Origin of the sequence: Streptomyces djakartensis, from assembly GCF_014651075.1 — a bacterium.
Classification (GTDB): Bacteria; Actinomycetota; Actinomycetes; order Streptomycetales; family Streptomycetaceae; genus Streptomyces; species Streptomyces djakartensis.
On the sequence record NZ_BMWE01000016.1, the window covers coordinates 83,233 to 97,195 of the forward strand.

The window sequence follows — 13,963 nt, forward strand, 5'->3', positions numbered from 1 at the left end:
CTCGGTGGTGTCTACGTCAGGGGCTGCGGCGACGCGCCCGTCCCGTGGCTCCCGTCGTGCGCTGAGGCGGCCACGTACCGCTCAAGACCGGAGGCCGTCACCAGCTTCTCCTCGATGAACAGCCGCGTGCCGCGCTCGCACAACCGCCGGTCGGCGCGCGCCCGCTCACAGAACTCCTCGGGCACGACGCCGAACAGCTCCCGCAGGCGTGGCAGGCCGATGAGCAGTTCGGTGAGGATCTCCCGTTGTCCCGGGTGGGTGCGCGGCTTGCCGGTGCCGTCGTGCAGGACACCGTGCCGGTTGACGTAGGCGTACGCGCCCGGCAGGCGGGTGCCGTCAGCGAGGCCTATCCGCACGTCGGGCGCGGGCAGCCAGGCCCGGTCGAAGTTCCCGCCCGGCACCGGCGCGCCCTCGCTGGCGTCGATCACCGCGAGCTGCTCGTCGTCGAGCCAGAGGACGAACAGTTCCCGCACCGTGTCCGGGGCGCTGACCGGCGAGGCCGACACGTATCCCATACGGCTCACGTGCGCCGAGACACCGGCGTCGACGCCGGTCACCCGGGCCCTCACCATCGGGATCGGCGACATGATCCCGAACTCCAGCATCTTGTGCCGCAACTGCCCAGGGCAGGCGTTCGAGCCGATGGCGAGCACCGGTGTGCGGTCCGCGTACCACGTCCGGTCCAGCGGCAGGAAGCGGTCCCCGTCGAGCAGCCCGGAGCCGGCCGGCCACGCGCCCGGATAGAGCAGAGGATGCTCACGCGGCGCCTCGGCCAGGCCGAGTGCCCGCAGTGTGCGGTCGGCGTCGTGATCCATGACAAGCTCAGTCCGCCGGGGGAAGCTCACCCGAGCCGCGGCTGATCAACCGGGTGGGCAGCTCGATACGTTCCGGTGTGACCAGTGTGCCGTCCAACTGCCGGAAGAGGCGTTCCGCGGCGGTACGGCCGAGGGCCGCCGCGTCCTGGGCGACGACCGTGACGCCCGGCTGGAGCAGGTCGGCGAGCTCGATGTCGTCGAATCCGACGAGGGCGACGGGGCGGGCATGCTCGGCGAGCACCCGGATCACGGTGACCGTCACCCGGTTGTTGCCCGCGAACACCGCGGTGACCGGGTCCGCACCGGACAGCATCTCCTCGGCGGCCCTGCGCACCCGCTCGGGGTCGGTGGCGCCGAGCGACATCCAGGAACCCGCCACGGGTATGCCCGCGTCCTCCATCGCCGCCCGATAGCCGCGCAGCCGCTCCGCGGCGGTGTGGATCCGGGGCATGTCGCCGATGAAGCCGATTCTGCGGTGCCCGTGCGCGATGAGGTGGGCGACCCCGTCCCGGGCGCCGCCGAAGTTGTCCGACAGGACCACGTCGGCGTCGATGTGCCCGGCCGGACGGTCCACGAACACCGTGGCGACACCCGCCTTGAGCTCCGGCTCCAGATACCGGTGGTCGTCACCGGCCGGGATCACCACCAGCCCGTCCACCCGTCGCGCGCACAGCGCCAGCACCAGCTCCTGCTCACGGTCCGGGTCCTCCGCGCTGGAACCGTTGATCAGCAGGGCGCCGTGCGCGCGGGCCACCTCCTCGACCGACCGGCTCAGCGGACCGTAGAAGGGGTCCGCGAGGTCCTCCAGGACCAGGCCGATGCTCGCCGTGCGGCCCTTGCGCAGCACCCGCGCGCTGTCGTTGCGGCGGAAACCCAGGGCGTCGATCGCCTCCTGGACCCGGCGCTCCGTCTCCGGTGTGACGCCCGGCTCCCCGTTCACGACCCGGGAGACCGTCTTGAGTCCGACCCCGGCGCGTGCCGCGACGTCCTTCATGGTCGGGCGGGTGCCGTAGCGCCTTGCGGATCGGAGGTTGGTCTGGGGCACGGTGCGGTGTCCTGTCCTGTCGTCCACGGGGGTGCGTCGGTCCTGGGTTTGTATGAGGATGTGGCGTCGAGCATAGGGCCTGGACAACGTTGTCAGGCTCGGGGGAGACTGTCCACCGTCATCTCCGGACGGCGCCCCACCGCCCGGCCGGTCCAGTCCTTTTCACCGTCGAGCGGGAGATCCGACACTGATGCACACCGACCTCGTGGCCGCGCTCGACATCGGCGGCACCAAGATCGCCGGCGCTCTGGTGGACGGCCACGGCCGGATCCTGGTCCGCGCCCAGCGGCCGACGCCCGCCCGGGAGGACGGCGACACCGTGATGCGGGCTGTCGAGGAGGTGCTCGGCGAGCTCACCGTGTCGCCCTTGTGGGAGCGTGCCGCGGCGGTGGGGATCGGCAGCGCGGGGCCGGTGGACAGGCCGGCGGGCACGGTGAGCCCGGTGAACGTACCCGGCTGGCGCGACTACCCGCTCGTCGGGCATGTCCGGGCCGCGGCCGGGGGACTGCCAGTCGAGCTGATCGGCGACGGGGTGGCGATCACGGCGGCCGAACACTGGCAGGGCGCCGCCCGGGGTCACGACAACGCGCTGTGCATGGTCGTCTCCACGGGCGTCGGCGGCGGTCTGGTGCTCGGTGGCCGGCTGCATCCCGGGCCCACCGGCAACGCCGGCCACATCGGCCACATCAGCGTCGACATCGACGGCGATCCGTGCCCGTGCGGCTCGCGCGGATGCGTGGAGCGCATCGCCAGCGGCCCCAACATCGCCCGCCGCGCCGTGGAGAACGGCTGGCGGCCCGGCCCCGACGGCGACGCGTCCGCCGCGGCGGTGGCCGCCGCGGCCCGGGCCGGTGATCCGGTCGCCGTGGCCTCGTTCGAGCGGGCCGCCCAGGCCCTGGCCGCGGGGATAGCCGCGACCGCGACCCTGGTGGAGATCGAGATCGCCGTGATCGGCGGGGGAGTGGGCAAGGCGGGCGAGGTCCTCTTCGCGCCCCTGCGCAAGGCCCTGAGCGCCTACGCGACGCTGTCCTTCGTCCGGCACCTGACGGTGGCACCGGCCCGGATGGGCACCGACGCGGGTCTGGTGGGCGCGGCGGCGGCCGCGATGAACCGACGGACGGACGCGGCCGCGGCGGGTGTCTGAGACCGGGCAGGAACGTTCCAGCGGCTCGGTTTTCCACCGTTCCTGAGGCGGAACGAACCGTTCCTGAGGCGGAACGAACCGTTCCTGAGCTGCGCCGGTCCAGGACACCGGGTTTCCCCCGGAAAACGACCGAATGCCCGTGCGATGTGGCACGATCGCGCATGTGAGCAGCAGACCCGCCCCGGCGCAGCGCCTGCACGATCTCGCCCGCCTGCGCCGGGTCAAGGACCGGATCGACCGGGAGTACGCGCAGCCCCTGGACGTGGAGGCGCTGGCCCGGGGGGTGCACATGTCGGCCGGGCACCTCAGCCGCGCGTTCAAGCTCGCCTACGGGGAATCGCCCTACAGCTATCTCATGACCCGGCGCATCGAGCGCGCGATGGCGCTGCTTCGCCGTGGCGACCTCAGCGTCACCGAGGTGTGCTTCGAGGTCGGCTGCTCTTCCCTCGGCACGTTCAGCACGCGTTTCACCGAGCTGGTCGGTATGCCGCCCAGTGCCTACCGGCGCGCGGCGAACCAGGCCACGGCGGGAATCCCGTCCTGCGTGTCGAAGCAGGTGACGAGACCGGTCAGGAATCGAGAAGCGCCCGCCCCGGGCCGGAACTAGCGTGATGGCCATGGACCTCACCATTCACGCCAGTTTCCTTCCGCACGACGACCCGGACGCCGCCCTGGCCTTCTACCGCGACACCCTCGGCTTCGAAGTCCGCAACGACGTCGGGTTCAAGGGGATGCGCTGGATCACCGTCGGCCCCGCCGGCCAGCCGGAGACCAGCATCGTCCTGCATCCGCCGGCCGCCGACCCCGGTGTCACCGAGGACGAGCGCAAGACCATCGCCGAGATGATGGCCAAGGGCACCTACGCCAGCCTCGTTCTCGCCACGCCCGACGTCGACGGCACCTTCGAGCGGGTACAGGCGGGCGACGCCGAGGTGGTCCAGGAGCCCATGGACCAGCCCTACGGGGTGCGCGACTGCGCTTTCCGCGACCCCGCGGGCAACATGATCCGCATTCAGGAGCGCAAGCCGACTCAGTAGGCGCGAGCCCACCCAGCAGCAGTCCCGCTGACCGACGCACCGCCCGAGCCGGGTTCGTAGAAGAGAGGGAGACCGATGAGCATGGCCACGAGGACGAACGCCATGTCGTCCGGGCCGCACGTCGCCGACAGCCACGACGTGATCCGCGTGCACGGCGCGCGCGAGAACAACCTCAAGGACGTCAGCATCGAGATCCCCAAGCGCCGGCTCACGGTGTTCACCGGCGTCTCCGGCTCGGGCAAGAGCTCGCTCGTGTTCGACACGATCGCCGCGGAGTCGCAGCGGCTGATCAACGAGACCTACCCCGCCTTCCTCCAGGGCTTCATGCCGAACCGGTCCCGGCCCGAGGTCGACGTCCTCGACGGGCTGACGACCGCGATCGCCGTGGACCAGCAGCGCATGGGCGGTGACCCGCGCTCCACGGTCGGCACCGCCACCGACGCCAACGCGATGCTGCGCATCCTCTTCAGCCGCCTCGGCGAGCCGCACATCGGCCCGCCCAGCGCGTACTCCTTCAACACCGCCTCGGTCCGGGCGAGCGGCGCGATCACCGTCGAGCGCGGCGACAAGACCAAGGCCCAGAAGGCGACCTTCGAGCGCACCGGCGGCATGTGCACCCGCTGCGAGGGCCGCGGCAAGGTCTCCGACATCGACCTCACCCAGCTCTACGACGACTCCAAGTCGATCGCCGAGGGCGCGTTCACCATCCCCGGCTGGAAGTCGGACAACGTGTGGACCGTGGGGCTCTACGCCGGGTCGGGCTTCCTCGACCCGGACAAGCCGATCCGCAGCTTCACGAAGAGGGAGATGCACGACTTCCTCTACCGGGAGCCGACCAAGGTCAAGGTCAACGGCGTCAACCTCACCTACGAGGGGCTGATCCCCAAGATCCAGAAGTCGTTCCTGTCCAAGGACAAGGAGGCGATGCAGCCGCACATCCGGGCGTTCGTGGAGCGGGCGGTGACCTTCACCGTCTGCCCCGACTGCGACGGCACCCGGCTCAGCGAGGGCGCCCGATCCTCCAAGATCAAGGAGATCTCCATCGCCGACGCGTGCGCGATGGAGATCCGTGACCTGGCCGAATGGGTCCGTGGCCTCGACGAGCCTTCGGTGGCGCCCCTGCTCACCCCCCTGCAGGGGACGCTCGACTCGTTCGTGGAGATCGGCCTCGGCTACCTCTCGCTCGACCGGTCGGCCGGCACGCTGTCGGGCGGCGAGGCGCAGCGCGTCAAGATGATCCGCCACCTCGGCTCCTCGCTCACGGACGTCACCTACGTCTTCGACGAGCCCACCATCGGACTGCACCCGCACGACATCCAGCGGATGAACGACCTGCTGCTGCGCCTGCGGGACAAGGGCAACACGGTGCTCGTCGTCGAGCACAAGCCGGAGGCGATCGCGGTCGCCGACCATGTCGTCGACCTCGGTCCGGGCGCCGGTGCGGACGGCGGCACCGTCTGCTTCGAGGGCACGGTCGAGGGGCTGCGGGCGGCGGACACCGTCACCGGCCGTCATCTCGACGACCGGGCCGCGCTCAAGGAGACGGTCCGCGTGCCGGACGGCGCGCTGGAGATCCGCGGCGCGTCGGCGAACAACCTCCGGCACGTCGACGTCGACATCCCCCTCGGGGTGCTCACCGTCGTCACCGGTGTCGCCGGCTCCGGCAAGAGCTCCCTCCTGCACGGCTCCATCCCGGCCGACGCGGGGGTGGTCGCTGTGGACCAGAGCCCGATCAAGGGCTCACGGCGGAGCAACCCCGCGACCTACACCGGACTGCTCGAACCGATCCGCAAGGCGTTCGCGAAGGCCAACGGCGTCAAGCCGGCCCTGTTCAGCGCCAACTCCGAGGGCGCCTGCCCGGCGTGCAACGGTGCCGGCGTCATCTACGTCGACCTGGGCATGATGGCGGGCGTCGACACCCCCTGCGAGGACTGCGAGGGCAAGCGGTTCCAGGCGTCGGTGCTGGAGTACCGCCTCGGTGGCCGCGACATCAGCGAGGTGCTCGGGATGTCGGTGACCGAGGCCGAGGAGTTCTTCGGCGACGGCGAGGCCCGCACCCCGGCCGCGCACCGGATCCTGGAGCGGCTCGCCGACGTCGGGCTCGGCTACCTCACCCTCGGCCAGCCGCTCACCACGCTGTCCGGCGGCGAGCGGCAGCGGCTCAAGCTGGCCACGCACATGGCCGACAAGGGCGGCGTCTACATCCTCGACGAGCCCACCACCGGCCTCCACCTCGCTGACGTGGAACAGCTGCTCGGACTCCTCGACCGGCTCGTCGACTCGGGCAAGTCGGTCATCGTCATCGAGCACCACCAGGCGGTCATGGCGCACGCCGACTGGATCATCGACATGGGCCCCGGCGCCGGACACGACGGCGGCCGGGTCGTCTTCGAGGGCACGCCGACGGACCTGGTCAAGGCCCGCTCGACCCTGACGGGGGAGCACCTCGCGGCCTACGTCGGTGCCTGAGCGAGGCTCCGGAACCGCCAATTACGGACATAGCGGGAGCAAAAGTGAATAGCGTGACGACTCACGGGGCACTCCGTTCCCTGGAACCCCACAGAGAACGGAGCCGCAGATGATCATCAAGAAGATGCACGAGATGGGCGTCCGCAGCGAGCACGCCTACATGGCCGCCGTGGCCTCCGTCGGTTTGAGCGTCGTCGCCTGGGTGGGCTCGCTGAAGATGGAGCACGGCACCGGCCTCGCCCGCGCCGACCGCTGGGGCATCTTCGTGGGCGAGTGGGCCCCGACGTTCTTCGGCCTCGGTCTCGCCCTGTCCCACTACGAACAGCAGGACGGCACCCTCACCGCCGACGTCCACGAGTTCCGGCAGCCGCGGAAAGCCGGCTGAACGGCCCACTCCGGCGAGCCCGCGGCACCGTGGGCGCGCACCCTGGTGCCATGGCGTCCGTGAAACCCGTCGTGGTCCACCCGCCCGCCGCGGACGGCGGCCGGCGGGTCAGCGTGGACGGCCGGTTTCTCGGGATCGCGTACGGTTTGCTGGACGTCGCCGAGTTCCTGCGGAGGGCGGGCATCGAGGACGCGGACGAGGCGTACGCGGCGGCGTCGGGGCTGATCGAGTGGCGCGGCGGCGGGCCCGGCACCTGGGGCCGCTGACTCCGCGTGACGGTGCCGCTTCCCCCGGATGGACCAGTCGCGTGACCCCGGGGCGCCTTTCGCAGTTGTGCCGAGCATGAAGAAGCGCAGCATGCTCGCCATCGCCTCCCTCGCCACCGGCTTCGTCGTCGCGGCGGTCACTCCTTCGCATGCCGTCGGAGAGGGCCTCGGCCCCATCAGCGTGGACGACACCCTCAAGACGCTCGACCAGACCGTCGCCAAGGACGGCCTCTCCGTGGCCAAGAAGGACGGCGTCAAGAGGGCCACCAAGAAGGTGGCGAAGAAGAAGGGCTGACGATCCGCTCCGGTTCCGGGCCCACGGCGTCGGCGCTTCCCGCGTGAGGGGAGCGCCGGCGCCGTTGTCATGCGCCCTCAACTGGACCTGGTTTCCGTGGCAGGGTGGAGCGGGCAAGCCTCAGGGGGCCAACAGCAGAGGGGGACCTGTGACCGTCGTCTGGATCAACGGCGCGTTCGGTGCGGGGAAGACCACCACCGCACGGGAACTGATCGAACTGATCCCGAACAGCACGCTCTTCGACCCGGAGGTCATCGGCGGTGCGCTCGCCCACCTGCTGCCACCCAAACACCTCGCCGCGGTCGGTGACTTCCAGGACCTGCCGATCTGGCGACGGCTCGTGATCGACACCGCGGCCGCGATGCTCGCGGAGCTGGGCGGAACCCTGGTGGTCCCCATGACCCTGTTGCGTCAGGAGTACCGCGACGAGATCTTCGGCGGTCTGGCCGCCCGCAGGATCGAAGTCAGTCATATCCTGCTCACTCCGGCCGAAACGATCCTGCGGGAACGTATAGCGGGCCGCGAGGTACCACCCGACCTTCCCGACGGCGAGGCGCGAATACGTCAGTGGTCCTTCGACCACATCGAGCCGTACCGCGCGGCCCTCGCCTCCTGGCTCACCGCCGACGCCCACCCGGTCGACACCAGCGACCTCACGCCGTACCAGGCCGCCGCCCGTATCGCCGAGGCCGTGAGCAACGGCTCCGTGCCCGCCTGCGACATCGTGCAGACCCCCGAGCCCACCGCCGAGACAGTCGCCGCCGGTGTGCTCCTCTTCGACGAGCGGAACCGCGTGCTGCTCGTCGACCCCACGTACAAGCCCGGCTGGGAGTTCCCCGGCGGGGTCGTCGAGCCCGGTGAGGCGCCCGCGCGTGCCGGGGTGCGGGAGGTCGCAGAGGAGACCGGTATCCGCCTCGACGAGCCGCCGACCCTGCTCGTCGTCGACTGGGAACGCCCCGCACCCCCCGGATTCGGCGGTCTGCGGCTCCTCTTCGACGGCGGCCTCCTCGACTCCGCGGACGCCGGACGGCTGGTGCTGCCCGGGCCGGAGCTGCGCGACTGGCGGTTCGTCACCGAGGAGGAGGCGGCCGAACTGCTGCCCCCGGTGCGCTACGAGCGGTTGCGCTGGGCGCTGCGGGCACGCGAACGCGGGGCGGCGATCTATCTGGAAGCCGGAGTACCGGTCGGCTGAAGCCGGCCCGTCCGAAGTGCACTTTACCCGGGGTGGGGGATTCAGAAGGAGAAGCAAGAGGAAACGGCGCCGCAGTCACCGCCAATCGCTGCCCAAGGAATCCCCCGCACTCCTTCAGGCTCCGGGTAATCACATTCCCAGCCCGCGTCAACACTCCTCCATGACGGCAAACAATCCCTTTCCCGGCCCCTGCTCGCCTTGACCGGACTCAAGTGCCATTGCGAAAGTCCGCAATGTCTCACGGCGGCGTTCACGACCGCCGATCAATTTCCTTGCCCCAGGGGCAGATCCGGGATGTCAGTACGATGACCACGCAACACCAGCCGGTCGACACCGGTGGCGGCACCGCGCCGCCGACCGAGCCGCCGACACAGGATTCCAGACCCGGCGGCCCGGTCGTCGCCGGGCGTTCACCGGCCCGGATGGCCTGGAAGCGGATCAGGCGGGACAAGGTCACCACCGTCGCCCTGGTGGCCACCCTCCTGTTCATCGCGGTCGCACTGCTCGCTCCGGTCCTCACCTCGCTGACCGGCTGGGGACCGATCACCCCCGACAACAAGGCGATCAACCCGGACACGGGCAACTTCCCCTACGGGTCGCTGGGCGGCATCGGCGCGGAGCATCTCCTCGGCGTGGAACCGGGCACGGGCTACGACCTCTTCGCCCGCGTCGTCTACGGCCTGCGCACTTCCCTCTACGTGGGCTTCGCCTCGGCCGTGCTCTCCACGGCCGTCGGTGTCGTGGCGGGGCTCGCGGCCGGCTACTTCGGCGGCTGGGTCGACTCCCTGCTGTCCCGGGTCATGGACGTGATGCTGGCGTTTCCGCAGCTGCTGTTCATCATCGCGCTCACCCCGGTCATCCAGAACGCGCTGCAGACCGACAGCCACGGCGGCACGGACGAGAACCTCCGCCTGCTCGTGCTGGTCCTGAACATCGCGGTGTTCGCGTGGGCCTACACGGCCCGCCTGGTGCGCGGACAGGTACTGTCCCTGCGCGAGCGGGAGTTCGTCGACGCCGCCCGGCTGATGAGCGCAGGCCGGCGGCACATCCTCTTCCGGCAGCTGCTGCCCAACCTGTGGGCGCCGGTCCTCATCTCCTTCGCGCTCGCCGTCCCGCAGAACATCACCACCGAGGCGGCCCTGTCGTATCTGGGCGTCGGTGTCATCCCGCCCAGCCCCGACTGGGGAGCGCTGCTGTCGGACGCCTCCCAGTTCTTCCTGCAGGACCCGATGTACCTCTTCGTGCCCGGCATCCTGCTCCTCCTCCTGGTCCTGGCGCTCAACCTCCTCGGGGACGGCGTCCGGGACGCCCTGGACCCCCGTGCCAGGCGCGGCTGACAAGCACCCCCGAGTGTCGGCCCGGCGGTCCCACCAACGGCCGCCTCGCCCGTAGCAAGAACGGAGTTTCCCCAATGACGCGCACACCGCGCACCACGCGCAGATCGCGCACGGTCGCTCTCTCGGCAACCGCCGTGGTGATCGCCCTCGGAGCCACCGCATGCGCAGGGCCCTCCAGCGGCAGCGGCAGCGGCGCTCCCGGCAAGGGCGGCACGCTGACCATCCTGGACAAGGCGGACTTCGACCACCTCGACCCCCAGCGCGTCTACACGACCGAGGGCTCGAGCATGGATGAGGAGATCGTCCGCACCCTCACCGGCTGGGACGAGACGGGTCCGAAGCCGAAGCTGGTGGGCGACCTGGCGACCGACACAGGAACGCCCAGCAAGGGCGCCACGGTGTGGACCTTCCACCTGCGGCACGGCGTCAAATACCAGGACGGCACCGAGGTCACCGCACCGGACGTCAAGTACGGCGTCGAGCGGTTCTTCTCCTCCGACATCAACGGCGGCCCGCCCTACGCCTCCCAGTGGCTCGTCGGCGGCGCCGACTACAAGGGCCCCTACCAGGGCAAGGAACTCGGCTCCATCCGGACGCCGGACATGTACACCATCGTCTTCCACCTGAACCAGCCGGTGGCCGACTTCAACGAGACCACCGCGATGCCGGGCTGGTCCGCCGTGCCCAAGGCCCATGACACCGGCTCGACGTACGACACCAAGGTCTGGTCCGACGGCCCGTACATGATCAAGTCGTACACAAAGAACAAGGAACTGATCCTCACCCGCAACACGCACTGGTCCCAGTCGACCGACCCGATCCGGCAGCAGAACGTCGACGAGATGGACGTCGAGTTCGGCCAGGACGAGGCAGCCATCGACCAGCAGATCAAGGCCGACGCCGGCACCGCGCGGACCTCGATCCAGCAGTGGCCGATCGCGGGCTCCGACCTGGCCCAGCTGGCAGGCGACCCCTCGCTGAAGAGCCGTTACTACAAGATCCCCGCGCCCGGCATCAACTACCTGGCCATCAACACCACCCGCGTCAAGGACCTGAAGGTCCGCCAGGCGATCGAGTACGCCATCGACAAGACCACGGTCCGCGGTGCCTTCGGCGGCTCGGCGTACGGCGACTACGCCACCACGATGCTGAGCCCCGGCATCGGCGGATACCGGAAGTTCAACCTGTACAGCGCCAATCCGGCGGGCAACCTCGCCAAGGCCAAGGAGCTGATGCAGCAGGCCGGCAACCCGAGGCCGGCCATGTCGATCGCCGTGGAGAACACCCCCACCCAGGAGCACTTCGCCGACGCGGTGAAGACCGCGCTGGGGCGCATCGGCATCCACGTCAACATCTCCCCGATCGACGCTGCCGACTACTTCAGCACCGTCGACAACGTGAAGAACCAGTACGACCTGACCTGGGGCGACTGGATCGCCGACTGGCCGAACGCCTCCACCGTGCTGCCCACTCTCTTCGACGGCCGGCTCATCAAGAAGAACCCGCAGGCCAACCAGGATCTGTCGTACCTGAACGACCCGAAGGTCAACGCGCTGATCGACAAGGCCGCCGGGATGACGGACGTCAAGCAGCGCAACGCCGCCTACGGGCAGATGGACCGGCAGATCCTCAAGGACGCCGCCGTGGTCCCGCTGACGTACATGAACTTCAGCGACATGTCCGGCTCCAAGGTCGGCGGGGTCATCCCCGACACGATCCTGGCCGAGCCGAGCCTGGTCCACGTCTACGTCAAGCATTGACGCACCTGTTCTTCAGCCCCGCCGGCGGCCCCGGCCGCCGGCGGGCATCCCACTCACGTCAGGTCCCGGCACCCCATGTTTCGTTACCTCGTCAGACGCCTGCTGGCAGCGGCCCTGATCATGCTGGTGATCACCACGATCACCTTCTTCGTCTTCTTCGCGCTGCCGTCCGACCCCGCCCTCCTGGCCTGCGGGAAGACGTGCTCCCCCTCGCGCCTCGCGGAGATCAAGCACTCTCTGGGCCTGGACCAGGGCTACCTCACGCAGTACTGGGAGTTCCTCAAGGGGCTGTTCGCCGGCCGTGACTTCGGCGACCAGAGCGTGCGCATCCACTGCGGCGCGCCCTGCCTCGGTGTCTCCTTCCAGACCGACACCCCGGTCCTGACCACCCTGCTGTCGGACTTCCCGGCGGACCTCTCCCTCGGTCTGGGAGCCGCGGTGGCCTTCCTGGTCCTGGGCGTGGGCCTCGGCACCGTCGCCGCGGTGCGCAGGGGCAGGGCCGCCGACAAGGCGGCGGTCGGACTGGCCCTGTTCGGCGTGTCGGTGCAGATCTACTTCATCGGCCTGCTGCTGCTGTACCTCTTCGTCGACAAGTTCCAGATCCTGCCGGCCTCCGGGTACACCTCGATCACCGAGGACCCGGCCGGCTGGTTCAAGGGCCTGATCCTGCCGTGGACCACCCTGGTCATCGTCTACCTCGCGATGTACACCCGGCTCAGCCGCTCCTCCATGCTGGAGGTCTTCGCCGAGGACTACATGCGCACCGCCCGCGCCAAAGGCCTGCCGGCCGCCACCGTCGTCCTCAAGCACGGACTTCGCGCGGCCATCACCCCGATCATCACCATCTTCGGCATGGACGTCGGCTCCCTGATCGGCGGCTCAGCCGTCATCACCGAGTCGGTGTTCGGCATCAACGGCATCGGCAAACTCGCGGTCGACTCCGTGCAGAACTCCGATCTGCCGGTCATCCTCGGCACCACGCTCTTCGCCGCGAGCTTCGTCGTCCTCGCCAACGTCGTCGTCGACCTGGTGTACGGCCTCGTCGACCCGCGCGTGCGCCTCGCCTGAGCCCTTCCTCGTCCTTGGGAACAACCGTGTCCGTATCGACCTCACCGCGGCCCGCCGGCCTCGCGCCCGCGCCCGCACCCTTCCTCGACGTCCGTGACCTGAGGGTGCACTTCCCGACCGAGGACGGCCTCGTCAGTGCCGTCGACGGCGTCTCCTTCACCCTGGAGAAGGGCAGAACCCTCGGTATCGTCGGCGAGTCCGGATCCGGCAAGTCGGTGACATCACTGGCCCTGCTCGGACTGCACAAGGGCACCCGAGCCCAGGTGTCGGGCGAGATCTGGCTGGAGGGCAGGGAACTCGTCGCCCTGCCCGAGACGGAGATGCGCGCCCTGCGCGGCCGCACGGTCTCCATGATCTTCCAGGACCCGCTGTCCGCGCTGCACCCCTTCTTCACGGTCGGCTCCCAGATCGCCGAGGCCTACCGCGTGCACCACAAGGTGTCCAAGAAGGAGGCCAGGGACCGCGCCGTGGAGATGCTGAGGCGGGTCGGCATCCCGCAGCCCGAACGCCGGGTCAGGGACTACCCGCACCAGTTCTCCGGCGGTATGCGCCAGCGCGCCATGATCGCCATGTCCCTGGTCTGCGACCCCGCCCTGCTCATCGCCGACGAACCCACCACCGCCCTGGACGTCACCGTCCAGGCGCAGATCCTGGACCTGATCCGCGATCTGCGGGAGGAGTTCGGCTCCGCCGTCGTCATCATCACCCACGACCTCGGCGTGGTCAGCGACGTCGCCGACGACATCCTGGTGATGTACGGCGGTCGCCGCATCGAGTACGGCACCTCCCGCGAGGTGCTCACGCAACCCCAGCACCCCTACACCTGGGGCCTGCTGCAGTCGATGCCGCACCTCACCGGCGACGTCGGCGAACGGCTGAACCCGATCCCCGGCACACCGCCGAGTCCGATCAACCGGCCGGACGGCTGTTCCTTCCACCCGCGCTGCGCCTGCAAGGGCTGGGTTCCTCAAGGGCGTTGCACCGTGGAACGGCCCGAGCTGCGCCCCGTCGCCGGCGCCGCGGGGCACTTCACCGCGTGCCATCTCACCGACGCGGCGAGGCAGGAGATCCGCGGCGGGACCGGCCTAACGGAAGAACGCGGTACCGGCACCACACGGGCCGCCCGGTGACGGCGGCGGACGAAAGGAAA

At 69.9% G+C, this 13,963-nt stretch carries 14 protein-coding genes; 12 read left to right on the forward strand and 2 right to left on the reverse strand.

What is annotated here, in order from left to right:
• Window positions 1-11: 11 nt before the first annotated feature.
• A complete protein-coding gene (locus IE212_RS25580) occupies window positions 12-815 on the reverse strand; it encodes a hypothetical protein (protein WP_190200298.1) in 804 nt (267 codons plus the stop codon).
• 7 nt (window positions 816-822) lie between these two features.
• Window positions 823-1,887, reverse strand: a complete 1,065-nt coding sequence (locus IE212_RS25585; RefSeq protein ID WP_190200299.1) for a LacI family DNA-binding transcriptional regulator — start codon at window positions 1,885-1,887, stop codon at window positions 823-825.
• A gap of 163 nt (window positions 1,888-2,050) precedes the next feature.
• Between IE212_RS25585 and IE212_RS25590 the strand changes: the two genes are divergently transcribed.
• The 12 genes from IE212_RS25590 (at window position 2,051) to IE212_RS25645 (ending at window position 13,943) form a co-directional block, all read left to right on the forward strand.
• Window positions 2,051-3,004, forward strand: coding sequence for an ROK family protein (locus IE212_RS25590; protein ID WP_190200300.1), 954 nt, complete (start codon window positions 2,051-2,053; stop codon window positions 3,002-3,004).
• Window positions 3,005-3,137: 133 nt separating this feature from the next.
• Window positions 3,138-3,611: a helix-turn-helix transcriptional regulator gene (locus tag IE212_RS25595; protein ID WP_373301430.1), complete on the forward strand. Its 474-nt coding sequence runs from the start codon at window positions 3,138-3,140 to the stop codon at window positions 3,609-3,611.
• A 10-nt stretch (window positions 3,612-3,621) separates the two neighbouring features.
• A complete protein-coding gene (locus IE212_RS25600) occupies window positions 3,622-4,041 on the forward strand; it encodes a VOC family protein (protein ID WP_190200302.1) in 420 nt (139 codons plus the stop codon).
• 75 nt (window positions 4,042-4,116) lie between these two features.
• Complete coding sequence (locus tag IE212_RS25605) at window positions 4,117-6,510, forward strand: ATP-binding cassette domain-containing protein (RefSeq protein ID WP_190200303.1); 2,394 nt, start codon at window positions 4,117-4,119, stop codon at window positions 6,508-6,510.
• A 109-nt stretch (window positions 6,511-6,619) separates the two neighbouring features.
• Window positions 6,620-6,895 (forward strand): hypothetical protein, encoded by a 276-nt coding sequence (locus IE212_RS25610; protein ID WP_190200304.1) that lies wholly within the window; start codon window positions 6,620-6,622, stop codon window positions 6,893-6,895.
• A gap of 50 nt (window positions 6,896-6,945) precedes the next feature.
• Entirely contained in the window at window positions 6,946-7,161 is a 216-nt protein-coding gene (locus tag IE212_RS25615; protein WP_190200305.1) for a hypothetical protein, read from the forward strand.
• Between the two features lie 76 nt (window positions 7,162-7,237).
• On the forward strand, window positions 7,238-7,456 hold the full coding sequence (locus IE212_RS25620; protein ID WP_190200306.1) for a hypothetical protein: 219 nt from the start codon (window positions 7,238-7,240) through the stop codon (window positions 7,454-7,456).
• 148 nt (window positions 7,457-7,604) lie between these two features.
• Window positions 7,605-8,648 carry an NUDIX hydrolase gene (locus IE212_RS25625; protein WP_190200307.1) on the forward strand — a complete coding sequence of 348 codons (1,044 nt, stop codon included), beginning with the start codon at window positions 7,605-7,607 and terminating at the stop codon, window positions 8,646-8,648.
• A 305-nt stretch (window positions 8,649-8,953) separates the two neighbouring features.
• On the forward strand, window positions 8,954-9,985 hold the full coding sequence (locus tag IE212_RS25630) for an ABC transporter permease (protein WP_190200308.1): 1,032 nt from the start codon (window positions 8,954-8,956) through the stop codon (window positions 9,983-9,985).
• Window positions 9,986-10,059: 74 nt separating this feature from the next.
• Complete coding sequence (locus tag IE212_RS25635) at window positions 10,060-11,745, forward strand: ABC transporter substrate-binding protein (protein WP_190200309.1); 1,686 nt, start codon at window positions 10,060-10,062, stop codon at window positions 11,743-11,745.
• A 75-nt stretch (window positions 11,746-11,820) separates the two neighbouring features.
• Window positions 11,821-12,813 carry an ABC transporter permease gene (locus IE212_RS25640; protein WP_190200310.1) on the forward strand — a complete coding sequence of 331 codons (993 nt, stop codon included), beginning with the start codon at window positions 11,821-11,823 and terminating at the stop codon, window positions 12,811-12,813.
• A gap of 26 nt (window positions 12,814-12,839) precedes the next feature.
• Window positions 12,840-13,943, forward strand: coding sequence for an ABC transporter ATP-binding protein (locus IE212_RS25645; RefSeq protein WP_190200311.1), 1,104 nt, complete (start codon window positions 12,840-12,842; stop codon window positions 13,941-13,943).
• The last annotated feature ends 20 nt before the right edge of the window (window positions 13,944-13,963 follow it).

What these genes read in the sequence shown, in the direction of transcription:
- IE212_RS25595 (WP_373301430.1), top strand. Translation starts at nt 3,138, where the DNA reads ATGCCCGTGCGATGTGGCACGATCGCGCATGTGAGCAGCAGACCCGCC.
- IE212_RS25600 (WP_190200302.1), top strand. Translation starts at nt 3,622, where the DNA reads ATGGACCTCACCATTCACGCCAGTTTCCTTCCGCACGACGACCCGGAC.
- IE212_RS25620 (WP_190200306.1), top strand. Translation starts at nt 7,238, where the DNA reads ATGAAGAAGCGCAGCATGCTCGCCATCGCCTCCCTCGCCACCGGCTTC.
- IE212_RS25635 (WP_190200309.1), top strand. Translation starts at nt 10,060, where the DNA reads ATGACGCGCACACCGCGCACCACGCGCAGATCGCGCACGGTCGCTCTC.
- IE212_RS25605 (WP_190200303.1), top strand. Translation starts at nt 4,117, where the DNA reads ATGAGCATGGCCACGAGGACGAACGCCATGTCGTCCGGGCCGCACGTC.
- IE212_RS25640 (WP_190200310.1), top strand. Translation starts at nt 11,821, where the DNA reads ATGTTTCGTTACCTCGTCAGACGCCTGCTGGCAGCGGCCCTGATCATG.
- IE212_RS25630 (WP_190200308.1), top strand. Translation starts at nt 8,954, where the DNA reads ATGACCACGCAACACCAGCCGGTCGACACCGGTGGCGGCACCGCGCCG.
- IE212_RS25590 (WP_190200300.1), top strand. Translation starts at nt 2,051, where the DNA reads ATGCACACCGACCTCGTGGCCGCGCTCGACATCGGCGGCACCAAGATC.
- IE212_RS25615 (WP_190200305.1), top strand. Translation starts at nt 6,946, where the DNA reads ATGGCGTCCGTGAAACCCGTCGTGGTCCACCCGCCCGCCGCGGACGGC.
- IE212_RS25610 (WP_190200304.1), top strand. Translation starts at nt 6,620, where the DNA reads ATGATCATCAAGAAGATGCACGAGATGGGCGTCCGCAGCGAGCACGCC.
- IE212_RS25580 (WP_190200298.1), bottom strand. Translation starts at nt 815, where the DNA reads ATGGATCACGACGCCGACCGCACACTGCGGGCACTCGGCCTGGCCGAG.